At 55.3% G+C, this 23527-nt stretch carries 17 protein-coding genes, 1 tRNA gene and 4 pseudogenes; 12 read left to right on the top strand and 10 right to left on the bottom strand.

The window, feature by feature from the left end:
• Nucleotides 1–9 precede the first annotated feature (9 nt).
• Nucleotides 10–1278, bottom strand: coding sequence for a sulfite oxidase (locus OLX72_RS02465; RefSeq protein WP_114870233.1), 1269 nt, complete (start codon nucleotides 1276–1278; stop codon nucleotides 10–12).
• A gap of 398 nt (nucleotides 1279–1676) precedes the next feature.
• Here OLX72_RS02465 and OLX72_RS02460 point away from each other — a divergent pair, with 398 nt between their 5' ends.
• Nucleotides 1677–1841 carry a hypothetical protein gene (locus OLX72_RS02460; protein ID WP_162797996.1) on the top strand — a complete coding sequence of 55 codons (165 nt, stop codon included), beginning with the start codon at nucleotides 1677–1679 and terminating at the stop codon, nucleotides 1839–1841.
• Between the two features lie 350 nt (nucleotides 1842–2191).
• Here OLX72_RS02460 and OLX72_RS02455 read toward each other — a convergent pair whose 3' ends face one another.
• Complete coding sequence (locus tag OLX72_RS02455; RefSeq protein WP_433989713.1) at nucleotides 2192–2992, bottom strand: class I SAM-dependent methyltransferase; 801 nt, start codon at nucleotides 2990–2992, stop codon at nucleotides 2192–2194.
• 182 nt (nucleotides 2993–3174) lie between these two features.
• Between OLX72_RS02455 and OLX72_RS02450 the strand changes: the two genes are divergently transcribed.
• The 3 genes and pseudogenes from OLX72_RS02450 to OLX72_RS02440 form a co-directional block, all read left to right on the top strand.
• Entirely contained in the window at nucleotides 3175–3906 is a 732-nt protein-coding gene (locus OLX72_RS02450; RefSeq protein ID WP_433989712.1) for a winged helix-turn-helix transcriptional regulator, read from the top strand.
• Nucleotides 3907–4589: 683 nt separating this feature from the next.
• Nucleotides 4590–5314, top strand: a pseudogene (locus OLX72_RS02445) (rhomboid family intramembrane serine protease).
• Nucleotides 5315–5510: 196 nt separating this feature from the next.
• Nucleotides 5511–5924: pseudogene (locus tag OLX72_RS02440) on the top strand (transposase); the annotation flags it as partial.
• A 260-nt stretch (nucleotides 5925–6184) separates the two neighbouring features.
• Here OLX72_RS02440 and OLX72_RS02435 read toward each other — a convergent pair.
• From OLX72_RS02435 to OLX72_RS02425, 3 genes are all read right to left on the bottom strand, one after another.
• Nucleotides 6185–6343, bottom strand: coding sequence for a hypothetical protein (locus OLX72_RS02435; protein ID WP_433989711.1), 159 nt, complete (start codon nucleotides 6341–6343; stop codon nucleotides 6185–6187).
• 545 nt (nucleotides 6344–6888) lie between these two features.
• Nucleotides 6889–7200 carry a hypothetical protein gene (locus OLX72_RS02430; protein WP_433989710.1) on the bottom strand — a complete coding sequence of 104 codons (312 nt, stop codon included), beginning with the start codon at nucleotides 7198–7200 and terminating at the stop codon, nucleotides 6889–6891.
• A gap of 422 nt (nucleotides 7201–7622) precedes the next feature.
• Nucleotides 7623–8468, bottom strand: coding sequence for a hypothetical protein (locus OLX72_RS02425; protein WP_433989709.1), 846 nt, complete (start codon nucleotides 8466–8468; stop codon nucleotides 7623–7625).
• 360 nt (nucleotides 8469–8828) lie between these two features.
• Between OLX72_RS02425 and OLX72_RS02420 the strand changes: the two are divergent.
• Both OLX72_RS02420 and OLX72_RS02415 read left to right on the top strand, forming a co-directional pair.
• Nucleotides 8829–9278 (top strand): annotated as a pseudogene (locus OLX72_RS02420) (DEAD/DEAH box helicase family protein); the annotation flags it as partial.
• Nucleotides 9279–9419: 141 nt separating this feature from the next.
• Nucleotides 9420–9782, top strand: a complete 363-nt coding sequence (locus OLX72_RS02415; RefSeq protein WP_433989708.1) for a hypothetical protein — start codon at nucleotides 9420–9422, stop codon at nucleotides 9780–9782.
• Nucleotides 9783–9943: 161 nt separating this feature from the next.
• Here the strand turns inward: OLX72_RS02415 and OLX72_RS02410 are convergent, their stop codons facing one another.
• Nucleotides 9944–11473, bottom strand: a complete 1530-nt coding sequence (locus OLX72_RS02410; protein WP_433989707.1) for a phospholipase D family protein — start codon at nucleotides 11471–11473, stop codon at nucleotides 9944–9946.
• A 675-nt stretch (nucleotides 11474–12148) separates the two neighbouring features.
• Here OLX72_RS02410 and OLX72_RS02405 point away from each other — a divergent pair.
• Nucleotides 12149–12281 (top strand): annotated as a pseudogene (locus tag OLX72_RS02405) (transposase); the annotation flags it as partial.
• A gap of 66 nt (nucleotides 12282–12347) precedes the next feature.
• On the opposite strand, the gene OLX72_RS02400 reads toward OLX72_RS02405, so the two are convergent.
• From OLX72_RS02400 to OLX72_RS02390, 3 genes are all read right to left on the bottom strand, one after another.
• Nucleotides 12348–12767 (bottom strand): DUF3010 family protein, encoded by a 420-nt coding sequence (locus OLX72_RS02400; protein WP_114869019.1) that lies wholly within the window; start codon nucleotides 12765–12767, stop codon nucleotides 12348–12350.
• A gap of 153 nt (nucleotides 12768–12920) precedes the next feature.
• Nucleotides 12921–13400: a tryptophan-rich sensory protein TspO gene (tspO, locus tag OLX72_RS02395; protein WP_433989706.1), complete on the bottom strand. Its 480-nt coding sequence runs from the start codon at nucleotides 13398–13400 to the stop codon at nucleotides 12921–12923.
• Nucleotides 13401–13649: 249 nt separating this feature from the next.
• Nucleotides 13650–13725: transfer RNA gene (locus OLX72_RS02390), tRNA-Thr, on the bottom strand.
• A 391-nt stretch (nucleotides 13726–14116) separates the two neighbouring features.
• Between OLX72_RS02390 and OLX72_RS02385 the strand changes: the two genes are divergently transcribed.
• The 5 genes from OLX72_RS02385 to fdhF all read left to right on the top strand — a co-directional run bounded on the left by OLX72_RS02385 (nucleotide 14117) and on the right by fdhF (nucleotide 22620).
• Complete coding sequence (locus OLX72_RS02385) at nucleotides 14117–16630, top strand: heavy metal translocating P-type ATPase (protein WP_433989705.1); 2514 nt, start codon at nucleotides 14117–14119, stop codon at nucleotides 16628–16630.
• Between the two features lie 10 nt (nucleotides 16631–16640).
• Nucleotides 16641–17036, top strand: a complete 396-nt coding sequence (gene cueR, locus OLX72_RS02380) for a Cu(I)-responsive transcriptional regulator (RefSeq protein ID WP_114869027.1) — start codon at nucleotides 16641–16643, stop codon at nucleotides 17034–17036.
• A 121-nt stretch (nucleotides 17037–17157) separates the two neighbouring features.
• A complete protein-coding gene (locus OLX72_RS02375) occupies nucleotides 17158–18063 on the top strand; it encodes a LysR family transcriptional regulator (RefSeq protein WP_114869028.1) in 906 nt (301 codons plus the stop codon).
• An 84-nt stretch (nucleotides 18064–18147) separates the two neighbouring features.
• A complete protein-coding gene (locus OLX72_RS02370; RefSeq protein ID WP_114869029.1) occupies nucleotides 18148–19836 on the top strand; it encodes an NAD(P)H-dependent oxidoreductase subunit E in 1689 nt (562 codons plus the stop codon).
• Between the two features lie 3 nt (nucleotides 19837–19839).
• Nucleotides 19840–22620 carry a formate dehydrogenase subunit alpha gene (gene fdhF / locus OLX72_RS02365; protein WP_114869030.1) on the top strand — a complete coding sequence of 927 codons (2781 nt, stop codon included), beginning with the start codon at nucleotides 19840–19842 and terminating at the stop codon, nucleotides 22618–22620.
• A 111-nt stretch (nucleotides 22621–22731) separates the two neighbouring features.
• On the opposite strand, the gene OLX72_RS02360 is transcribed toward fdhF, so the two are convergent.
• Nucleotides 22732–23526: a PaaX family transcriptional regulator C-terminal domain-containing protein gene (locus OLX72_RS02360; RefSeq protein WP_114869031.1), complete on the bottom strand. Its 795-nt coding sequence runs from the start codon at nucleotides 23524–23526 to the stop codon at nucleotides 22732–22734.
• Nucleotide 23527 lies beyond the last annotated feature (1 nt).

Genomic DNA, 23527 nt, shown 5'->3' with positions numbered 1-23527 from the left:
AAAGTAAAATCAGCTGACGCGGACGCCGACCCTGTGCATTGTATTGTTCAGATACCCTTTGGCATTCCAGTCGATTGCGAAGGGTTGCATAATGCCATCACTGTCAGTCGCCCGGGCCCAGACCTCATAGTAGCCCGCCTGTGGAAAAGTGACGGTGGCCCGCCAATTCTGCCAGGCACCGTCGTTGACAGGCGCGTCAAGGTCTGCATCCATCCAGGTCTTGCCAAAGTCCTTGGAAATCTCGACCTTATCTATCGAGCGGTCACCTGCCCATGCATGACCACGCACCTCGGTTTCTGAACCGCTCAGGTCAGTTCCGTTCGCGGGGAAAGTCACGAGCGATTTGACAGGCATTCGCTGGATGATCTCCCAGTCCTCCTTGGGGATCTCTTGCCCCGGTTCGACGGGATAGGCCGGAACCTTGTAGGATGTGCCGGTCATTTTGGCTCCATCGTGAACCTGATCGCGCAGTTCTATCCGGCTGAGCCACTTCTGCGAGCACGACCCTGGCCAGCCGGGAACAACAAGACGCAGAGGAGCGCCATTCATCGGATGCAGAGCTTCGCCATTCATCTCAAATGCGATGAGGATATTGTCAGTTAGTGCCTTTTCAATCGGCAGCCCGCGTGAAAGCGGCCGCTTTTCTGGGTCGCCAGAAAGGTGAACGTCAGCGCCGTAGTGCGCGGTATAGATAACGTTGGACTGAACACCTGCCTTCTCAAGCACGTCTTTCAGCCTTACACCAGTCCATTCAGAACAAGCAATCGCACCGTAGGTCCATTGATTTCCCTTTGCGGGCGGGTTGAAGAAGGCCCGGCCATTGCCGCCGCACTCAAGGGCGAGAGCCATGGTCACTACCTCAAACTGATCGCTCAAATCAGCAATAGACAGTTCAAGCGGTGCATCCACAAATCCGTCAACGGTCAGCGTCCAGGTCGCCGCGTCCATGCTGTCTGGCAATAATCCGTTGTTGCGAATAAAATGCCGGTCCGTTGGTGTAATCGCATCATCGAGAAGTTCCGGCGGCGTTTCCGCATTCACGGGACGGTCGTTCAAGAGGGTCAACCCATCCTTGCCTACAAGGACGTTGTCCTGAGCTGACGCTGCAGGTACGAAACCAAAAGGCAAGTTTTGGTGGAATGGGATTGATGTACCTACAATTGCAGCAATAGACGCAACGCTGGTCCTGGTTAAAAAACTACGGCGGTTCGGATCAATTTCTTCGTGCTGATCCACATTCCCATCCATATTCCCTTTTTTGTCAGTATCTAATGCCATCAATTCCTCCCTAGGCTGCTGCTTCCGGGCTCAATTCTAATAAACCCAGTACATAAAGGACGTTTTCAGGGGCCAATTTATTCCAGAGCCAGTTGCGTCTTCTCTAAGAAAATAGTCCTTTCTTTAAGGCATGCTGGAATTTGCCTATTAATGATCGCTTGATACCAATATTAATCGTGGATACGCCGCTGTGACGCGACGGTGGCCGCGTTAAAGCGAACAATATTATTTAAAGCGTCATTGGCCCTGAATACGTCGAGAGCCCCATTACCGAATGTCCGCGCCAGTGCCGGGCTCTGGGATGGCAGCAGTGCGCTGACATTTTTCCTATTGTTTTGGTTGACCGAACTGGTTCAGTTGCTATCCTCCGAAGCACTTGAGTGAAAAGGAGAACCGCAATGACGATCAAGGCCTTGGCCGCAGCGGTGGCCTTGAGCATCCTGCCCGCAATGGGAATTGCTTCTGAATGCAACGGGGGTAAGCAAAAGCAAGCTTCCATGACATGTGCCGAAGGTAGTGTTTACGACCCAGTAACCGATGGCTGCGTTCCGACAACAGGGTAACCCGTTTGTTTAACAAAAATTTCAAAGGTGCTTCTGATGGGGCGCCTTTTTTTTTGGAGTGCCTCACTATTTCGCATGGTAGAGGAACAGGGAAGACAGTTAGCAGGAATTTTCCAAAGGACGGCTTCGGGCTCGATGCAGTCATTCACAGAGTTTTTGTGAGTGTCTGCTGTCACGCGTTTGGCTGCCGTTCGCGGCTGGAACATCGAAGATTTTTCTCCTTATGACCGCTTTCACCAGCAGCGGACGTTCGTTGAAGTCCCGGCTACGACCGAGTTGCGGACAAAGTTGCCGTTCGCTAAGCGTGCGAATTCCGTTTGTCGGTATTTCCTACCCAGATATCCTACCGCCTATGGTTGTGAAACCAAACACCGGAAACTTGCACCGAGCCGAACAGTGCCATCGGACTGCAGAAACGGTGCGAAAGCAGCGGCATAGGCAGACGTCACGGCCTCTTCGCCTGAATGTTCCATTGCCTTTACCGCAACACCAGCAGAGCACATGCCTCTTACTGCAGTGTCCAGATCTGGGTAAATCCATAAGCCATCGACATCAAACACATCGGTCGGCCTCAATCCGGCACTAGAGGCAAATTCCCTCAGTTTGCTTTCATCAGACAAGGCAAAAGGGCCGGGTGCGCCAGGTGGCGGCGATGGCAGAAGCGGTTTTAGGACTGCCACCAACGAAGCGGCGTCCATGCCTTCGGGGTTGCCCCAGGTCACAATAGCCACAGTTCCGCCAGGTTTAGTCACCCGTCGGGCTTCCCCCAACGCCAGCGCAGGGTTTCCAGCGTACTGAAATGAATTGAATCCGGTAACCACGTCGAAACTGTCATCTTCAAACGGAATATTTTCCAGATCGCCAAGTTGAAAATCGGCCTGTTGTACTCGCTCCTTTGCGATCATCAACAAGGCTTCGGCGGCATCAATGCCGGACACATCGGCACCAAGATCTGCCGCCAAACCGGCGGCCATTCCAGAGCCGCAGCCCACGTCCAGATAGCGCGTTGTATTGCCGACTTCTGCACGTTTTAGGACTTCGTGATAAACCGGGAGGCAGGACTGTTCCTGAATATCTGCCCAGTCGCGTGCGCGAGCGCCCCAAAGTTGCCCGTTCACCTTCGCCGTTGTGGGTTTGCGTTCGATGTTCATATTCAACCTCTGTCAGTTTGTGTGCTTATGAGAATATTGTTCAAGGGATCCTCCTTACCGTTGATGAGAGAGCTTTGGTGACAAGTGCGACAGCGATCTAGTCCGAAATCTGAACCGATAGGTACAGAAACTGCACTTGTGGAGCTTGAGACCCCCGGTGATACTGATGTTGGGAGCAATAAATGAAAAAAACTTTGTATGGGCAGTCTTGCCCAATCGCCCTTTCTCTTGAAATCTTAGGCGGGCGCTGGACCTTGCTGATCATCCGTGAATTGCTGTCTGGATCGAGGCGGTTCAATGACATCCATCGTGGCGTCCCGATAATGTCGCGCTCGTTACTTTCGGAACGTTTGAAAAGCCTTGAAGCCGCAAAATTGATTGAGCGGTCACACTCTGCACGTACAGGTCATGCTGAGTACATTCTGTCCGAGGCCGGACGGGCCTTGCTGCCGGTCATCTCTTCTGTCGGAAAGTGGGGGCAAGAATGGGTGAACAAGTCGGTCGTTATGGATGAGGTTGACGGCGGCTATCTGATGTGGAGTATTCGAAACTCCGCCTCATGGATCGAGGGCATGGGTCCACGGATGGTCACTCGTTTTGAATTTAAGGATGAGGTTGAAAAGAAACGGTTACATTGGCTCGTCATCGAAGAGAACGATATCGATCTTTGCTATGTTAATCCCGGCCTCGAAGTGGATACTTGGATCGAAACAGATCTTCGCTCACTGGTCGAAGTCTGGATGGGCTGGCGACCGCTGAAGGACGCCTTGTCTGCAGGTGACATTGCTATCTACGGTTCACCAAACCTCACTCAAGACCCTCTGCGTTGGATTGGGCAAAGCCCGGTGGCAGGCATTTCGCAGCGCCCAAGCGAAGAGCAGGTATCGGTGATGATTGAAAAAGTCAGGGCATAATCTAGGGGCCGAAGTTAGTGCCAAACCTAATTGGAGTAGTGCCGAGGATTTGCGTGAGCCGTTCCCAGTAGATCAATCACACCGGGAATAACTGAAGTACAAACAACATCGCCTTGGCCGGTCACTATGGGCTCGGACCGGTCATTCGCCGAAATTTGGTGACTGTCTGCAGTGCAGCGCAAAGCAGTCCTTCAGGCATTGTAAGACAATGCCCCTTGATGGGCTTCGTGCGACACGCAAACAATATTCAGCCGAAGAGAAGATCAGGATCGTGTTGGATGGGTTACAATCCGTTTTTGTCCCGCAAAGCAGTCGTGCGCTGCAGTCTGAGTCAAGGCCTGCCAAGAAGATTTAATCATGGGAAGTTTCGTGGGGGAGCATGCGAGCTCAAATCGAATTACTTCGGAAAAATCGTCATACATGCTACGCAAGCACGCTGCCCCCACACCACTTTAAATTGTGGCAAAACTATGTCTATCCCGTTTTAGGAAACAATCTGTTTTCAAAGCGCGACTTATAGTGCTGTTTTTTTTCATGTGCTTCGGGGTAAAAGTGGAATCTAGAACGGCTCAAGGTAACAATACTGGCACTACCGGTTTTCGACACCTCACCGCCGAACAGCATTCGGCGCAAGCGCCCGTAGTAAAGTCGACTTAGAGTCCTTATTAGACCGGAAGTTGTCAATGAAACCGCTGCTCTGGTTTCAGATATCGGCACTACTCAAGCTTAAATGGATTACTTTTTTGAACATGCAACAGGGTAGAAAATCGCCAAATAGCCTTTTCCCCTCGCCACAGCAAGTTGGCGCCCCAGTTTTTCTCTGGTGGCTGGTCGGAGTAATGGCGGTGATCGAGATTGTGCTCAGCGCTGCTGACACCGGTGCGATTGGATCGCCTGAATGGCGATGGATCGTGTTTTCTTACGGTGCATTCTGGAGGCCGATTTTCTCCGGAGAGATTGCGCCGATTTTCTCCGGCCAAGATTTCACGATGTTTGTTTCTCATGCGTTCCTGCATGGAAACTTTTTGCACTTTGCCATGAACTGCGCCGTCCTGCTTGCAATTGGAAAAGTTGTTGCCAATCGCATCGGCACCGGAAAGACGATCATGGCTTTTCTCTTATCAGCCGTCGGGGGGGTGCAGCATTTGGCCTAATTTCAACAGGCAACGGTCCCATGATCGGGGCTTCGGGGGCTGTGTTCGGGTTGATCGGGATTTGGCAGGCTTGGGATTTCAGCTTGCGACGACGACGCAATCTTCCGTTGGGGCCTGTTGTAAAATCCGTGTTTGCACTGGTTTTAGCAAACATCCTACTGTTTGTTGTTCTAAGTAGTGGATTGGCATGGGAAGCGCATCTTGGAGGGTGGCTGGTCGGCGTTGGATCTGCTGCGAGCTTCGCGCGTGTTTGACTAAGATTAATCGCGCCCGCGCATATTGCTAAAATCGATCTCCAGAACCCTGAGGCGGCATTTTCTCAGATGCAGCGGGCAGACATGCCGCAGTGCGGTCGCGTGAGCGGACTGGCGAGCGGCGCATACTGAACGAGCTAATCCGTGAAGCGTCGCGAATGTAATAGACGCAGGCCGTTCAAGAGGCGCAACCCGCAGCCGAGACGAAGCCTGCCTGCGTTTTATGGCCATTCCCGGCGTAGGACCAATTGCAGCACTGACCTTTCGGGCTGCTGTCGATGATCCATCGCGCTTTACCAGCTCGCGTACTGTGGCTGCACATTTTGGGCTTACGCCGCGGCGATACCAGTCTGGCGAAAAGGATAATCCGGGACGCATCTCAAAAGCTGGCGACCCTGATGTTCGAGCAACACTCTACAGCGCCGCAAACGCGATGATGATGCGATCCATCGATGGATCAGAGATCAAGAGCTGGGGCCTGCGACTGATGCGTCGGAAAGGTCGTCGCCGTGCCGTCGTCGCCGTGGCACGAAAGTTAGCTGTCATCATGCACAGAATGTGGGCAGATGGCACCGAGTTCCGCCATGAACCATTGAAGGGAGCAGCATGATCTGACCAAACCCTTTCAACGATCACAGGCGGGATCGTCCCTCACCGGACGAGGTCTGTGGATGATGCCGCAAATTCACACTGCGCAAATTGAAGCGCGAGACAAAGCGGGGCGCTCCACGTCCAATCCGACACATGCATGCAGCGGACCAACCGAACCGGTCCATCAATGACTGCGAAGAGAAGTGTGACCCGGATGAGAGACAACGATCCCAAAGCACGGAATCGAAACGATGAAATGAACTTGACCCAAACGCCCGATTAGAGAAGTGAATTCGCTGCACCTGCATAATCTTGGCTTTCTAAAGCGCTTTCATTGATGGTGAGGGTGTAAATGGGCGTCTCGCTGGCGCAGTGAATGGTATGTGTGAAGTCATCGACGAACAGAAGGATGCCGTCGTGATCGACAATGTCGGTCATCGTATTTTCCTTATCTAACTTAAGGGCATTGCGGGGTATTTTTTGCGGGGTATCTCATTGACCATCGCGACGACGTCGCCACGGAGGAGATATTCATACTTCAAGCGCGCCCTCGGTTCAGCTTTACGGGTGGCAGAAGGATTTGGTGCAGGTTTTGCCGGCGGTGGCAGTCTTCTCAAATATTGATCACCCTCTCACGCTCCAACGCCTGAAAGCAAATCGCTCGTGCTCTTCGGAACGTGCGTTGGATGTCAAAGAGTCTCGTCTTCGGGTTTTGGGCGCGAGCTTCGGTCGTTTTTGCTAAGGTGGGGGGTAATTGGTTCTCGCCATCAGCCCCGATCTCTCTCTAGACCTATAAACGGCTCCGTGCGCCAATGACAGTTTCGACCGTAGGCAGACATTGGTGGAAAACGGAGCTATGACCGGGATGCGGACGAAGCTGCTGTTCACGAGATTAGGAGGAGCTGAAACTCCGGCCCAATGCGGACCTTCGAGCACACCACAGCGAACGGCGGCTTTGAGCTTTTAGGATTAGCCCTTGAGCGTTAATTCTGTACCAGCTTATAGCATGCGAGCATCTTATCATTAGCAAATCGCTGAACAGCTCGGCTCCGACTCTCCGGCAGGTTGTACTGTGGTCGATCATAGGCCGCGATCACAAACAGTATGGCCGTTTCCTTAACAGATGTATCGAGTGTTTCTGCTCGCCGCATCATCTCAGATATCAGAATGCCCTTCTGGCGCTCTTCCATGATTGTGGTGGCCAAATTCCCGAACGAGTTACATATCTCGTTGTTAGCAGTCGCCGAAAGTGGGGTAAGCAACGCAATGAGCAGCATCTTAGAAAACAGTCGCATTTTGTCTGGCCCTTAATATGTCTAGGGTTTCAAACCATTCGATTGGGGCGCATTTAGGGCAATAGCAAGAAGCGTGTTTTTGGACCAGCAACTGAGTAGTAGTGCGATATGCGCAAATCCATTGCCTCGCCTCGGCTACATCGCATCCTAGCAGTCCGCGGAAGTTGGCGCAGCGAATGACCGTTTCCCACCCTTAATTCCGAGATGTGCGAGGTGCAGCATCGGTCACAATGGGCTCAAGGCAGTCTTTCGCCGAAGCTTTGTGAGTGTCTGCTGTCACGCGTTTAGCTGCAGTTCGCGGCTGGAAGATCGAAGATTTTGCTCCTTATTACCGCTTTCACCAGCAGCGGACGTTCGCTGCAGTCACAACGAATGTCTCAGTTGCGGACTATCCAGACTTATGTAAGTGCAGCAAACCTGAGCTAGAAACCAAAGAAATCTTCTTCGGCGTCTTCTGTCTCGTCCTCGTCTTTTGGGATGCTTTCATAATCAAAATTGACCAAGGGTAGTCCCGGAATAATTTCAGGCAGCTCCAGACCAGCCATCTCATTCGCAACTTCTTGCGCAGGCGGGATTACCTCAAACGGTCCTCTTGGTGCGTCTCCTGACTTGCCAGCATCTTCGGGCATGCTGGGCAAATCCACATCCGGCGGAACCACCGCATTTTCACTGGCATTGGTTTCCCCCGGAACAAAATCAGGAACTGCAGGCAGCTCCAGACCAGCCATCTCATTCGCAACTTCTTGCGCAGGCGGGATTACCTCAAACGGTCCTCTTGGTGCGTCTCCTGACTTGCCAGCATCTTCGGGCATGCTGGGCAAATCCACATCCGGCGGAACCACCGCATTTTCACTGGCATTGGTTTCCCCCGGAACAAAATCAGGAACTGCAGGCAGCTCCAGACCAGCCATCTCATTCGCAACTTCTTGCGCAGGCGGGATTACCTCAAACGGTCCTCTTGGTGCGTCTCCTGACTTGCCAGCATCTTCGGGCATGCTGGGCAAATCCACATCCGGCGGAACCACCGCATTTTCACTGGCATTGGTTTCCCCCGGAACAAAATCAGGAACTGCAGGCAGCTCCAGACCAGCCATCTCATTCGCAACTTCTTGCGCAGGCGGGATTACCTCAAACGGTCCTCTCGGTGCGTCTCCTGACTTGCCAGCATCTTCGGGAAGTTCCCTCGCCTTAAGAACTGCCAGTATGCTTTCGACCTTATTATCGAAAGCGGGATCGCCAAAAAGATTAGAAAAGCTAAACTTTGCCATTAGGTTGCCTCAGTATTTGTTTGCTCAATTTTTTTATTCTGCATTATTTAATGAACAAATGGGTCAAAAGCGAGGCAAAAAGATTGAATCTTGTACCTGAAATCTGATGCGCTTCAATTTCGGCGGCAGCATGCCCATGCTGTATGAGCGAAGATCGCGATTTCAATATGTCCGCTCAGGGCTCGATGCAGTCATTGGGCAATTCTGATCAAATGACCGGTTCGTCGCGTTAAGCAGCCGTTGACAACCGGAAATTCGAAGTTTTCTTTTGAATGACCGCTTTCATCAGCAGCGGACGTTCGCTGCGCCTTTCAAGAATGTCTCAGTTGCGGGACAAAACAGCCGCTTACCGAAGCGCATGCCGAGAGTGGAGCGCACCTCAAGCAACTTCTTTCTGCCGACCACCGCTATGTCTTCACGCTGATACAGAAGTTCGGAACCAAGGACGGAGCAGCTTATCCTAAGCTCTCAGATCGGCAGGACATCATCGTCATCCCCGACGAGGCGCACCGCACGCAGTATGATACGCTCGCCCTCAACTTGCGGAATGCCCTCCCGAATGCGGCCTTCCTCGGTTTCACCGGCACGCCGCTCATGGCGGGAGAAGAGCGCACGCGAGAAGTCTTTGGCGACTACATCTCAATCTACAACTTCGCTCAATCGATCTCAGACGGGGCAACAGTCCCACTCTACTATGAGAACCGCATCCCTGAGTTACAGCTGACCAACGAGGCTCTGGGCGATGATCTGGAGGAGGTGCTCGAGAATGCAGACCTAGATGAGGCGCAGGCCGTCAAAGTAGAACGCTAGTTTGCCCGAGAGTATCACCTCATCACCCGTGACGACCGACTTGACGCCATTGCTGCTGCCCGCCACTTGTAACTATTATGAGACTGGATAATCGAACAAGGCCTGTTTGAAGAGGAAGACCTGATCATACCCTCCGTCGGCATGGGACAGCTGGATGTCTGGCAGGCCAACTACGCTCCGACGACTGAGGCCGTTGTGTTTCTTGAAGATCACGGTTTGGGACCGGAGAAGGTCGGCACTACCGGAAAGGGTTTGTCGTTCTACGAATGGGATGATGATCCCGAGGTCTTCGGGCCCGCCGTTCTTGTGGATGATCTCTTCGCCGCAAGTCTGCTACAGGCAAGGTTCATCGAAAAAGGGATCCCTGTCGAAATCCTCAGGCAGGAGCGTGGGTGGATAAACTTCCTTCGAGGTCACCGGTTTTGGATGTCGCCGATCTCAAGGTTGAACTATTTCGAGAACCTTGATCGGAAGAGACGCGGTCCTCTGCGTTCAAAGAGCTGATCAGTCAAATCGACGCTAGGGCATTTGTCGGGATATAATTACGCAGCTGCTCGAAAACCGACTTGTGAGATAGCCGTGTCGGGAAGACAACACCGTGCAAAACCATTTCGCCTCGCTTAAGCAACCTTATCCTGCCAAGACCTAAACTTGGACCTGGAACATCAGAGCTGCGAACCGAACGGTATCAGTGCATAAATCCCTGCTACAAAATGATCCCAAAACGAGCCGGTAGGTTCGTAGTAATAGACGATTTGCGCACCACCATCGTCCGTTTCCGTCCAAGAAATCCGATCGTCTTCCTCTAGGCGAATAGAATAGGTTTCTGTCAGCAATACACCGCCTAGCTTTGCTGACCAGCTTTCAGTGAATTGCTCAGAGTCGATAAGGATACCCATCTCAGTATTGATGTTTACCGACCGTGGATCCCAGTTAAAGGAACCGACGAACATATACCGACCATCGATCGTAAACGCTTTGGCATGTAAACCAGATTGGGATTGCCCCCAATTGACGCCGCGTTGATTTTCGCTGTCTGCGTCCGGCCTCAGTTCATATAGTTCAACACCGCCCTTTAATAGACTTCGGCGCGTCTTTGCGTAATGCGCATAGACCGGTTTTACATCATTTGACGCTAGTGAATTGGTAACGACACGTACTTCAACACCTCGATTCTCGAGCTCTCGCAGCCACTCAGTACCTCGCCTGCGTGGCACAAAATACGCCGAAATGATCTCAACCTTTGAACTCGCCTGAGCAAAATAAGGAACGAGCTGCGATGCTAGAATTTCATCTGTGTTGTCTTCGCCTGCCGCTTTCGAGGGCGGGTCCGAGTACATTTTAGCTGGGACCCAATCGAGCTTCAGCGTCGATGCGGTGAAATTCTGCTCCCGTGCCGCACGAACAACGTTTGCATATTTGGTTTCACGTGCATCACCTATGATTTGATTTAGCCGAGCGCGCGTTTCCTTCAGGCTAAAGCCTTCCGGCTCGCCAATGACGGCGCGCGCAGGCACGGCAAATTTGCTGTTCCAATACAGGTCAAAATTCTCCGAAACTTCACCGACTACGGGCCCGGCCAGCAGCAAATCCAAATCCGAATAGTTCATTTCCTTTTTCGCGAGGAAATATTCATCACCAATGTTACGGCCACCTACAATCGACATAGCATTATCGGCTGTCATCGACTTATTGTGCATTCGACGATTGATCCTTCTGAAATCGGTAAGACCTGCCGCAACCAAGCTTTGGTCTCGCCAAAACGGGTTAAACAACCTGATTTCAATATTTTCATGGGAATCAAGTGCTGCGGTTGCTGCGTCATAGCCTGCAGTGTCCATGTCATCGAGCAAGAGGCGAACTCGAACACCGCGGTCGGCGGCTTGGAGCAGGCTCCACGCATAAACCTGTCCTGTTAAATCATTATGCAAAAGGTAATACTGAGCATCGATCGTTTTATCGGCGGCTTCTGCCAGCGCGATACGGGCTGCCAAAGCTTCCTCGCCATTTCCGATGACTTTTACACCAGAGCGCCCATCGCGGGGATCACCCAGATTTCGCGTTGCTTGACTGAGCCTCGTACCGGTCGGCTGCTCAGGCGCAAAGGAGGGAGTTTGTTCAAAGGTTCTGTTACCAGTCGCACAACCAGCCAGAAGGATCATCGACAGTCCTGCTGCCACCAGCACAAATCTCATACCGCCAGATATCTCAATATGTTCATTGAAAAACTCTTTTCATCCATTCGTTGGCACTGAAGCTTCTCGTTTCTCGCATCGCTGGGCGCAGTTAAGCAAATGATGCCGAGGAAACCAATGCTAATCGCGCGGTATGACGATAATTAACTCCAATGATTTGGACATAGAAAGAACGGCGTTCTGATGTCTGCTCCGGGCTCGCAGCGGACCTTCTCTGCGCGATGCGCGAATGGCGGGACTGGGAATTCCGGACCTTCGCTGCGGGTCGGACGAATGGGTAAGACGCGGGACTTTCCCGTCATTCGGTTTTGTTACATCGCGGACGCAGCACCGCTTCGCGTTTTGCGGCATGCCTGTCGCCGCGTTGCAGCTCACGTCGCCATTGCGGCCGTTTAACTTGGCTATTTGACATTAAATCCAAACCCCACTTTCGCTGCGCAGCGTCAGAACCATCGAGACGCGAACAATGCGGCAATTAGTCAGACGCTATTGAGCCTTGGGAGGCGAGGTATGCGTCTAGCTCACTGACGAAACGGTCTGATCTGTCTGTGATCCATTCGACGAATAGTGCCCGCAAATCAGATTTCGCCCGGGATCGCGCCCATCGGAGACGATAGGCGTACTTTGAAGGCTATTGAGAACCTTGCCAACTAACTTTGAGGCTAGGAGGCCGACATGGGGACAAGCAATTACAGCGACGAGTTTAAGCGGGACGCGGTGCAGCAGATCACGGTGCGGGGGTACCCGGTTCGCGAGGTTTCACGGCGTTTTGGGGGTAAGCACGCATTCGCTCTACAAATGGACGAAGCCTACGAATGGCTCTGCTTCTCACTGAAATCTATGCTCACGTTTACCTGCTCAGCCAAGTTGGGTATCAGCCCCTAGTCAAAGCATGTGCGCCGGAAAGAAAGGCATTCTTCAAATAGACAGGAAGTTTATCTGGATATGCCTCGACTTCTTTCTTGGCGAAGTGAGCAAGGGCCACCGGACTGACAAACCTCGTATCACAACCTTCAACGAGTTGGATTAGAGTTTCGATTTTGAAGGATACGGCTCCACCGGCCATTCTGCCTTTTTTGGCACGGGTTTTGATCACAAAGGTGTCAATTTCGTTTTCGCGGGCAAAGTCGTGAAGAGCTGCTAGGAATGAACGTAGATCGGCCTCAGATGTGTCATCCTCGAGCTCTATTCGGGTGGTCTTTGGTCGACGCATCTCCACGTTACCGTCATCATTTAGGTGGACGACGGCAAGCCGAACCTCTTTTGCCGAAATCTCGCATCCACATACTACCATGTACTTTTCCTCAATGTGCTAAACTCACATTACCAGTCTTTTCTGATCTGATAACCCGATTACCCGGTGCTGCTTGTTTCAGGTTTGGGCTAACGGAATTGTGCCCAGCGAATGAGTCGTAAAGGTAGTGATTTGTAGTAGCAGTGCCAAAACTCACAAATTCGCCATATCCAACGGTTTCTGATCCGGGTTCAGGCGTACCATGGAAAGGTTTAAGGCTGCCGCAACACTCACCCAAACCAGATAGGGCATGAACGCAAGCCCAGCCCATGTGTCCAATTGCCAATGGGTTAGTGTCGCCCCCAGAACCGCGCACCACAAGCAGGCCATGATAGGGATCGAGGCACGTAGATGGCGCAGCCCAAAGAATACTGGCGTCCAAAGCGCGTTGAGCACGATCTGAATGGCCCAGAATGCCATCGCATATGCGTTGCCCTCCAGACCGGCCACGCGAGCGCCAGCGAATGCGATCAGCAAATAGATGGACGTCCAAGCCACCGGAAACAACCAGTTTGGTGGTACCCAAGAAGGCTTGTTTAAACCTTTATACCAGGACCCTGTTGGGAACAGCGCTCCAGTTGCCCCAGCGCAAATTGATGCGGCAAGAAAAAGGAAGAACAAAAGGAAATCCATGGAAGGCCCCCGTTAGGTAATCCCGTAAAACTAGGCTATCGGGCGGACGCTGCCAATCGCTGTGTCGGACTCAGGCCCTGCCATGTCTTGGAATAAGCATAACTGTGCCCATTTCTTAGAAGCCATTTCTTTTCCGTTGAGGCTACGCGCTGATTAGTGAGACATGCGGACTTCAGGCGGACACAAAACTACCGAGACTACGATCTCTTCCGTTTGCGTCTTTCAAGTTTTTGTTTTTATTGATTTTTATGGTGCCCCCACACGGACTCGAACCGCGGACCTACTGATTACAAATCAGTTGCTCTACCAGCTGAGCTATAGGGGCAAACCGAGAAAACACTGTCGCTTTCGTGGTTTTTTTGCAAGCTTTGAAAGCCCTGTCATTTGATTGCGGTGCAATTGGATCACAGAATCCCGACGCTTGCGGAGCTTCTATTATGCGAGGAAATGAGAGGATGCAAGACCGATTGATGCGATTGAAACAAGCGCGTTGAAATTGCCGTTTTGAGTGGCTGGATCATGCGGTTCAGGCGGGCACTGCTGGCGCTGTCACAGCGTATCGGACTTTGATGTATTGGGGTTTTCACGGTTCAGGCAAAGCGGGTTGCCAAATTTTGATCGGCCCGCGCCGGTTTGAAGTTTTCGGGGGCCACGGGCTTGACCTTCCTGTAACTGGAACCCCTATCTAGAGGCCAGATTATGTTCGGAGTCCCGTTGTGGAACAGCAGAAGTCACTGGTATTCGGCCTGAACGGCCTTAGTTGCGCCTCATGTGTCGGGCGCGCTGAAAAGGCATTGCAGGCTGTAAAGGGCGTACAGAACGTTCACGTGAACCTTGCGGCGCAAACGGCCTGCACGGATGTTGATGAAACGTTCAGTGCAGATCAGGCCGCGTCTGCGCTTGAAAGTGCCGGATACCCGGCCGATGTGGAAACATACCGGTTTGCCGTTGAAAACATGTCGTGCGCGTCTTGTGTCGGGCGGGTGGAACGGGCGTTGGCGGCAATGCCGGGTGTGGTTTCTGCATCAGTCAATCTGGCGCAGGAACAGGCAATCGTTCAGGTGTTGGGCACATCGGTGCCCGCCGGGGCCATTGCGCAGGCTGCAACCGCCGCAGGGTATCCTGCCACATTGATAGATGCGCCGGGCACTGACCGTTCGCTGACCGACCGGAAGGCTGAAGAAACCGCCAACCTTAAGCGAATGACGGTTATCGCGGCAGTTCTGACTCTGCCGGTTTTTGTTCTTGAGATGGGCAGCCATGCGGTGCCCGCCATTCACCACTGGGTGATGTCCGTACTGGGAATGAACACAAGCTGGACCATTCAGTTTGTGTTGACGTCAATCGTTCTGGCGTGGCCGGGCCGGCATTTTTACCTCAACGGCTTTCCGGCGCTGTTCAAAGGCGCGCCCGATATGAATTCCCTTGTGGCTTTGGGGTCGTCCGCAGCATGGGGGTTTTCCACAGTGGCCCTGGTTGCGCCGTGGTTGCTGCCGGATGGAACGCGGGTTGTCTATTTCGAAGCGGCTGCCGTGATCGTGACACTTATTCTGTTGGGCCGCTATCTTGAGGCGCGCGCAAAAGGCCGCACCGGTCAGGCGATCCGCAGGCTGGTGGGCCTGCGCGCCAAAACCGCGCAAGTCGAAAGGGACGGTCGCCTGATCGAACTGTCTGTTGATGATATCGTTGTCGGCGATCTTGTTCAGGTGCGGCCGGGTGAAAAAATCGCAATCGACGGGGTCGTGACCCAGGGCGGTTCTTATGTCGATGAAAGCATGATCACCGGCGAACCGGTGCCGGTTGAAAAATCGGTCGATTCCGAGGTGGTCGGCGGAACGGTGAACGGAACCGGGGCGCTGATGTTTCGCGCTACCAAGGTCGGCAGCGATACAATGCTGGCCCAGATCATTCGCATGGTCGAGGAAGCGCAGGGCGCCAGGCTTCCGATACAGGATCTTGTGAACCGGATTACGCTGTGGTTTGTGCCTGCGGTCATGGGTGTTGCCATGTTTACCTTTCTGACTTGGGTGCTGGTTGGCCCCGATCCCGCGCTCAGCTTTGCATTGGTGGCGGCGGTGGCGGTTCTGATCATCGCCTGCCCCTGTGCAATGGGTCTGGCAACGCCCACATCCATCATGGTCGGCACCGGACGGGCTGCGGAACTGGGCGTTCTGTTCCGGCAGGGTGACGCGCTGCAAGCACTGAATGACGTGAAAACCATTGCGCTGGACAAGACCGGAACGCTCACAGAGGGGCGACCGGAGCTTACAGATATTGCGTTGATGGAGGGTTTCGGCGAAGCCGAAGTGCTCGCCGTTGTCGCCTCGGTCGAGGAGAAATCGGAACACCCGATTGCGGCCGCCATCGTGCGACGTGCGCGAATAGACGGTGTCTCTCTGGTCGCGGTGGAAGACTTCACCTCGCTCACCGGCTATGGCATCAGTGCGACAGCAGATGGAAAACGGGTTCTGGTCGGCGCGGACCGGTTGATGAAGCGCGAAGGGGTATCCCTTGATGCGGCGCGCGGCATTGGCGCACGGTTTGGAGAAGACGGGAAAACGCCGCTATATGCCGCGATTGACGGGCGCCTTGCAGCTGTTATTGCCGTGTCCGATCCGATCAAATCCGGGACCGCAGACGCCATCGCTGCCCTGCATGATCTGGGCCTGAACGTGGCGATGATCACCGGTGACAATCGCGCCACGGCCCATGCTATCGCAGGCCGTCTGGGCATCGACACGGTGATTGCCGAAGTGCTGCCAGAGGGCAAGGTTGAGGCAATTGAGCAGTTGAAAGACCGGCAGGGTAAAATTGCCTTTGTCGGCGATGGCATCAACGATGCCCCCGCTCTGGCAACCGCCAATGTCGGCATCGCCATCGGAACTGGAACCGACGTCGCGATTGAAGCCGCCGATGTCGTGCTGATGTCAGGCAACCTGCAAGGTGTCGTGAACGCCCTGCATGTCAGCCAGCGCACCATGCGCAACATCCGTCAGAACCTGTTCTGGGCATTCGGGTACAACGCCTTGCTGATCCCGGTTGCTGCGGGTGTCTTTTATCCCGTGTTCGGGCTGATGCTGTCGCCGGCGCTGGCGGCGGGCGCAATGGCCCTGTCCAGCGTGTTCGTGGTGACAAACGCCCTGCGCCTGCGCTGGATCGCGCCTGCCTTGGACGAGACCCGATCCAAAGATGGTCCGACAGGCTCTGTTGTCGCAGCCGCCGCCGAATAGGAGGAAGCCGATGAATATCGGAGACGTATCAAAACGCGCCGGTCTGCCTGCCAAAACGATCCGGTATTACGAGGAAATCGGGCTGATTTCGCCGCTGCGAGACGCAAATGGCTACCGCAGCTTTCGCGAACGCGACATGCACAAACTTGCCTTTCTGGGCCGTGCCCGCGCCCTTGGGTTTACAATAGAAGACTGCCGTACATTGCTGGCACTCTGGGACGATCAAAGCAGGGCAAGCGCGGACGTGCGTGCGATTGCCAAGGAACATCTTGCCCAGATCGAAGCCAAGATCGCCGATTTGCAGACGATCCGGGATACGCTGTCACATCTGGTGCGTGAATGTGCGGGCGACCAACGGCCCGATTGCCCGATTCTGGAGACGCTGGAAAAGCTCCCGACGCGGTAGAGGGGGCGTTTGCCGTTCGCCAGATGCCTCTGGCGTGACCGCCCCATTGCCACAGTCCCGAATGTGCTGGTGAAAAAGCGCAGAAAAACCTAACTTACGCAGGGCAAAACAGGCTGGCGCAATGGCAAAACGGAAATTTGGCGGGGGGATGCCGGATCTACGCGATCTGGAACTGCTTGTGGCCCTGTCACGACACAAGAATTTTTCGCGTGCGGCGGCGGATTGCGGCATCTCTCAACCTGCGTTTTCCACGCGCATCCGCAAAATGGAAGACCGGTTCGCGCTGCCTCTTGTTCGCCGCGGGAACACGTTTGTCGGGTTTACGCGCGAAGGTCAGGTTGTTCTGAAATGGGCCCGCAAACTGCTGGATGACGTGGAAGGGTTGCGCCAGGACATTGATGCGCTGAACAACAATCTGTTTGGCAAACTGACGCTGGGTGTGATCCCGACTGCGATGCCTTTTGCCGCGCATGTCTCCTCGCAGTTGCGCCGCCTTCATCCCGATCTGTCAATCGAAATTCATTCGCTGTCCACCCGCCAGATCGAAATCCGGCTGAACGATTTTTCGCTGGATGCCGGTATCATGTATTTTGAGGATGCCGACCCCGAAACAACCGTGAAACTTTATGAAGAACGCTATGTGCTGATCGCGCCTGCATCGCTGGTTCCCGCGGGAAAGACCCAAGTCTCATGGTCTGAAGTGGCAGAGCTTCCTTTGTGTCTGCTCACTCCGGATATGCGCAACCGGCAACTGATCGATGCTATTTTTGCGCAGGTCTCTGCCGTTCCGACAGTGGTGATGCAGGCAACAGGCTTTACCGCCGTCATGGCACAGGTGGCCAGCGGGAACGCCGCAACGATCGCGCCGACGGCCGTTGCGGAAACGTTCCTTGCCCTTGAATCAACTGCACAGTTCGATCTGGTTGATCCGGTCGTGACCCATACAGTGGGCCTGTCGATCAAGGAACAAACGCCGGAATTGCCGATGGTGCGGGCTTTGCGTGTTGCCGTGCGCAATGCATTATAATGAAATCAAATCACGTATTCTTGAAAATGTATTGGAAACTATCGCGCTGACCTGAGATATGGTCCCGTCAAGGGAGATCAGCGCATGACACTACACGAATCCAAACCGGGCATCTGGAAATCGGGTAAGGGCAAGGGGCGTCACACGCCCAAGGGCCGCCAACTGGACGATCAGGCATGGGAAGACGTGCGCGCGCTGTTGGGCGATGCGCCGCGTCGCCGCGACCTGCTGATCGAATATCTGCACCTTGTTCAGGACAAATACGGTTGTTTGAACGTTGCGCATCTGCGGGCGCTGGCCGAGGAAATGCGCATTTCGATGGCCGAGATTTATGAGGTCGCGACGTTCTACGCGCATTTCGATGTCGTGAAGGAAGGCGAAACCCCGCCACCGGCGTTGACCATCCGGGTCTGCGACAGCCTGAGTTGCGAACTGGCGGGTGCGCAGGCACTGAAATCCGCGCTGGAGGACGGGCTGGACCCGACCGAAGTGCGCGTGCTGCGCGCGCCGTGCATGGGGCGGTGTGATACCGCGCCTGTATTGGAACTGGGGCATGCCCATATCGATCACGCCACGCCGGAAAAGGTGCAGGCCGCCATCGCCGCGCATGATACACACGCACATATCCCGGACTACGAAACATTTGCCGACTATGCAGCGGCGGGTGGTTATGAAACGATGAAATCCCTGCGCGCGGGCGGCAACTGGGAAGCGGTGCAGGAACAGATACTGGCCTCGGGCCTGCGCGGACTGGGCGGCGCGGGTTTTCCTTCGGGCAAGAAATGGGGTTTTGTGCGCGCCAATGCCGGGCCGCGCTATCTGGCCGTTAACGGAGACGAGGGCGAACCGGGTACGTTCAAGGACCGCTACTATCTGGAACGCACACCGCATCTGTTTCTGGAAGGCATGCTGATTGCCGCCTGGGCCGTCGAGGCGGATACTGCGTTTATCTACATGCGCGATGAATATCCGGCGGTACTGCATATTCTGGCGCAGGAAATTCAGGCGCTGGAACAGGCTGGCATCGTTGAACCGGGCTATATTGATCTGCGCCGTGGGGCCGGGGCCTATATATGCGGCGAAGAAAGCGCGATGATCGAAAGCATCGAAGGCAAGCGCGGATTGCCGCGACATCGCCCGCCTTTCGTCGCTCAGGTGGGTGTGTTCAACCGCCCGACGCTGGTGCATAACGTGGAAACCCTGCACTGGGTCGCGCGCATCTGCCGCGAAGGACCCGAGGTACTGTCGGCAACCGAACTGAACGGACGCAAAGGTTTGCGCAGCTATTCGGTATCGGGCCGCGTGAAAAATCCGGGCGTGTACCTTTTGCCTGCCGGATCGACGATTATGGACGTGATCGCGGCCAGCGGCGGCATGCTCGACGGGCACAGTTTCAAGGCCTACCAGCCCGGTGGCCCGTCTTCGGGTTTGCTGCCGGCATCGATCAATGATGTGCCGCTGGATTTCGACACCTTGCAGCCTTTGGGCAGTTTCATCGGATCGGCGGCGGTTGTGGTTCTGTCCGATCACGACAGCGCCAAAGCTGCCGCACTGAACATGCTGCGGTTTTTCGAAGATGAAAGCTGTGGGCAATGCACGCCCTGCCGCGTGGGATGCGAAAAAGCGGTGAAGCTGATGCAGGCCGACACCTGGGATCAGCCGCTTCTGGAAGAATTATGTGTTGCCATGGGCGATGCCTCGATCTGCGGGCTGGGGCAGGCGGCGCCCAACCCGATCCGTATGACCATCAAACACTTCCCCGAGGAGGTCTGAGCCATGTCCGACACAATCCGTTTCACACTGGACGGCCAACAGGTCGAAGCCAAGCCCGGCCTGACAATCTGGGAGGTGGCCAATGGCCGGGGTCTGGTCATCCCGCACCTGTGCCACAAACCCGCGCCCGGTTATCGCCCTGACGGCAACTGCCGCGCCTGCATGGTCGAGATCGAAGGCGAACGCGTGCTGGCGGCATCCTGCATTCGCGAACCCGCAGAAGGCATGGTTGTGACCACCAATTCCGCCCGCGCGGAAAATGCGCGCAAGATGGTGGTGGAAATGCTGCTGGCCGACCAGCCGCCGCGCGAACAGGCACATGACCGGTCCTCGCATCTGTGGGATATGGCCGAACTGAACGGCGTGTCCGAAAGCCGCTTGCCCGCGCTGGAGCAAGAGCGCATTCCGCTGCTGGACAATTCGCATGTGGCGATGTCGGTCAATCTGGATGCCTGCATCCAGTGCGGATTGTGCGTGCGCGCCTGCCGCGAAGTGCAGGTAAACGATGTGATCGGCATGGCGGGGCGCGGCCACGATTCCTATCCGACATTCGATTTTGCCGATCCCATGGGGGATAGCACCTGTGTGGCCTGCGGCGAATGTGTGCAAGCCTGTCCGACAGGCGCATTGCTGCCCGCGACCGTTGTGGATGAACACCAGCACGGCGACAGTGCGGATTACGACAGCGAAGTCGAAAGCGTCTGCCCGTTCTGCGGCGTCGGCTGTCAGGTGTCACTCAAGGTGAAGGACGGCAAGATCAAATTCGTCGAAGGCATCAACGGCCCCGCGAACGAAGGCCGCCTGTGCGTCAAGGGGCGGTTCGGATTTGATTACATCCACCACGATCACCGCCTGACCAAACCGCTGATCCGCCGTGAGGACGCACCGGCCAAAGGGTTGAATGTTGATCCGGCCAACTGGCAGACGCATTTCCGCGAGGCAACATGGGACGAAGCGCTGGGTTTTGCTGCGGATGGTCTGAAAAAGCTGAAGGCCGAACATGGCGGCAAATCGGTTGCCGGGTTCGGCAGCGCCAAATGCACCAACGAAGAGGCATACCTGTTCCAGAAACTGATCCGGCAGGGTTTTGGCCACAACAATGTCGATCACTGCACGCGCTTGTGTCATGCGTCTTCGGTGGCGGCGTTGATGGAAAATGTCGGATCAGGTGCAGTGACCGCCACGTTCAACGAGATTGAAAACGCCGATGTGGCGATCGTCATCGGGGCGAATCCGGTTGAAAACCACCCCGTTGCCGCAACCTATTTCAAACAGTTTACCAAACGCGGCGGCAAGCTGATCGTGATGGACCCGCGCGGCGTCGGCCTGCGCCGGTTTGCCAGCCATATGCTGCAATTCCGCCCCGGCGCGGATGTGTCGATGCTGAACGCGATCATGCACGTGATCGTCGAAGAAAAGCTTTACGACGAACAGTATATTCAGGCCTATACCGAAAACTGGGAGGCCGAAAAGGAACACCTGAAAGGCTTTACCCCTGAAAAGATGTCGGAAATCTGCGGTATCGCGCCCGAAGTCTTGCGCGATGTGGCCCGCACCTTTGCCGGTGCCAAAGCGGGCATGATCTTTTGGGGAATGGGCATTTCCCAGCACATTCACGGCACTGACAATTCGCGCTGTCTGATATCGCTGGCGCTGATGACGGGGCAGGTGGGCCGCCCCGGAACCGGATTGCACCCTTTGCGCGGGCAGAACAACGTGCAAGGCGCTTCGGATGCAGGTTTGATCCCGATGTTCCTGCCCGATTACCAGCCGGTCACGGATGACGGCGTGCGGTCGGCCTTTTTGCAAGTCTGGGGAACCGAGGATTTTTCCAGCGAAAAAGGCCTGACCGTGACCGAGATCATGGATGACGTGCATGCCGGAAACACGCATGGCATGTATATTCTGGGCGAAAACCCGGCCATGTCGGACCCCGATGTGGAACATGCGCGTGATGCGCTCGCCAAGCTCAGCCATCTTGTCGTGCAGGATGTTTTTATTACCGAAACCGCGAATTATGCGGACGTGATCCTGCCCGCCAGCGCCTTTGCCGAAAAATCAGGCACCGTGACCAACACCAACCGGCAGGTCCAGATGGGCCGCCCCGCAGTGCCGCCCCCCGGCGATGCGCGCGAAGACTGGTGGATCGAGGTGGAACTGGCCAAACGGCTGGGCCTGCCGTGGGATTACGCTGGCCCCGATCAGGTGTTCGCCGAAATGAAGCTGAACATGAAGTCGCTGAACAACATCACATGGGATCGTCTGAGCGGTGAAAATGCCGTAACCTATCCATCGCTTTCGCCGACCGATCCGGGGCAGGCGATTGTGTTTGGTGACGGGTTCCCGCGTGCTGGTGGCCGAGCGAAATTTACCCCGGCTTCCGTCATTCCGCCCGACGAGGCACCGGATGCAGAATATCCGATGATCCTGACAACGGGTCGCCAGTTGGAACACTGGCACACCGGATCGATGACACGCCGCTCCAAGGTGCTGGACGCGGTTGAACCCGAGGCGAACTGCTCGCTGAACCCCAAGACCCTGCGCCGTCTGGGCGTGGAACCGGGCGGGATGTTGCGGTTGTCGACGCGGCGCGGGTCGATCCAGATCATGGCGCGCGCAGACCGCGCCATTGCCGAGGATATGGTGTTTTTACCCTTTGCCTATGTCGAGGCGGCGGCCAATATCCTGACGAACCCGGCGGTGGACCCCTACGGCAAAATTCCGGAGTTCAAGTTTTCCGCGGTCAGGGTCGAAGCGGCGGACACTCAGGTCGCTGCCGAGTGACAAGTGGCGGGCAGGGCAACCCTGAACAGGTTGCGCTGCCCCGTTTCAACGGCAGCGATCACGCTACGGCGTCTTCAAAGCGCTGGTATTGGCCGCGCCTGATCCGCGTGCTTAAGGCGCTTTGGCATCCAGTTGCGCCAGATCGGGTCGGGGCAGGGTAGCCAGCAGTGCGGCCGTGATGCGACGACATTCAGCGCCGCGCCATCCTGCCGGGAAAACATCATCGGGCAGATCAGGCGCCCGCAGGATAATGCGCCGCCAGGAATGAACGACCAGAACGCGCAAAACCGAAATCTTAAGAGCGTTCAGCTCTACCGCGGTGTCCAGCGCCTGTCGCAGATCGCCAAGCGCGGCTTCGGTTCGCACAGAGGCCGCAACCAGATGTTCGCTGCACACCCGGTTTCGCAGCCAGTCCGGTAACGGCCTGTCCTGCGGCACTGGCAGGATCAGGTTGTCGCGCGCGACTGTACGATCCACCGTCAGTCCAAGGGCCGGCGTGATCCACAACACCTGCTGTGCGCCCGTTTTGTCTGTGGTGGCGTCAGGGGGCGGATCGCCGGTTTCCGATACCACCAGATAGCAAGACGATTGCGCGGTTGTTGAACCATAAATGCGCGGGCTGGCCTCGACGCTTCGCGCGCGCCCCTGATCGGTCAGGCCATAATCACTGTGCCGTCCGACGCGACGGCTGGTGATCCAGCCGTCCTTGCGAAGCCGGTGCAGAGCCACGCGTGTCGCTTCGGGTTTGATCCCGATTTCGGTCATGATGCTGTTCAGGGTCGGGCCACTGATCCACTGGCCGGGGTCCTGTGCCAGATCGCCGAACACGGTGATCAAAACCGACCAGACCCTGTGGGTCTGGCCGGCGGTCAGGATCTGGACAAGCGGGGCGAAATACGCGGACATA

This window comes from Sulfitobacter sp. TBRI5 (assembly GCF_051013555.1).
Taxonomy (GTDB): Bacteria; Pseudomonadota; Alphaproteobacteria; order Rhodobacterales; family Rhodobacteraceae; genus JL08.
The sequence above is the reverse complement of the archived record's forward strand: the minus strand, read 5'-3'. Positions and strand labels throughout refer to the sequence as shown.

What these genes read in the sequence shown, in the direction of transcription:
- OLX72_RS02465 (WP_114870233.1), bottom strand. Translation starts at nt 1,278, where the DNA reads ATGGCATTAGATACTGACAAAAAAGGGAATATGGATGGGAATGTGGAT.
- OLX72_RS02460 (WP_162797996.1), top strand. Translation starts at nt 1,677, where the DNA reads ATGACGATCAAGGCCTTGGCCGCAGCGGTGGCCTTGAGCATCCTGCCC.
- OLX72_RS02455 (WP_433989713.1), bottom strand. Translation starts at nt 2,992, where the DNA reads ATGAACATCGAACGCAAACCCACAACGGCGAAGGTGAACGGGCAACTT.
- OLX72_RS02450 (WP_433989712.1), top strand. Translation starts at nt 3,175, where the DNA reads ATGAAAAAAACTTTGTATGGGCAGTCTTGCCCAATCGCCCTTTCTCTT.
- OLX72_RS02435 (WP_433989711.1), bottom strand. Translation starts at nt 6,343, where the DNA reads ATGACCGACATTGTCGATCACGACGGCATCCTTCTGTTCGTCGATGAC.
- OLX72_RS02430 (WP_433989710.1), bottom strand. Translation starts at nt 7,200, where the DNA reads ATGCGACTGTTTTCTAAGATGCTGCTCATTGCGTTGCTTACCCCACTT.
- OLX72_RS02425 (WP_433989709.1), bottom strand. Translation starts at nt 8,468, where the DNA reads ATGGCAAAGTTTAGCTTTTCTAATCTTTTTGGCGATCCCGCTTTCGAT.
- OLX72_RS02415 (WP_433989708.1), top strand. Translation starts at nt 9,420, where the DNA reads ATGGGACAGCTGGATGTCTGGCAGGCCAACTACGCTCCGACGACTGAG.
- OLX72_RS02410 (WP_433989707.1), bottom strand. Translation starts at nt 11,473, where the DNA reads ATGAGATTTGTGCTGGTGGCAGCAGGACTGTCGATGATCCTTCTGGCT.
- OLX72_RS02400 (WP_114869019.1), bottom strand. Translation starts at nt 12,767, where the DNA reads ATGGTAGTATGTGGATGCGAGATTTCGGCAAAAGAGGTTCGGCTTGCC.
- tspO (WP_433989706.1), bottom strand. Translation starts at nt 13,400, where the DNA reads ATGGATTTCCTTTTGTTCTTCCTTTTTCTTGCCGCATCAATTTGCGCT.
- cueR (WP_114869027.1), top strand. Translation starts at nt 16,641, where the DNA reads ATGAATATCGGAGACGTATCAAAACGCGCCGGTCTGCCTGCCAAAACG.
- OLX72_RS02375 (WP_114869028.1), top strand. Translation starts at nt 17,158, where the DNA reads ATGGCAAAACGGAAATTTGGCGGGGGGATGCCGGATCTACGCGATCTG.
- OLX72_RS02370 (WP_114869029.1), top strand. Translation starts at nt 18,148, where the DNA reads ATGACACTACACGAATCCAAACCGGGCATCTGGAAATCGGGTAAGGGC.
- fdhF (WP_114869030.1), top strand. Translation starts at nt 19,840, where the DNA reads ATGTCCGACACAATCCGTTTCACACTGGACGGCCAACAGGTCGAAGCC.
- OLX72_RS02360 (WP_114869031.1), bottom strand. Translation starts at nt 23,526, where the DNA reads ATGTCCGCGTATTTCGCCCCGCTTGTCCAGATCCTGACCGCCGGCCAG.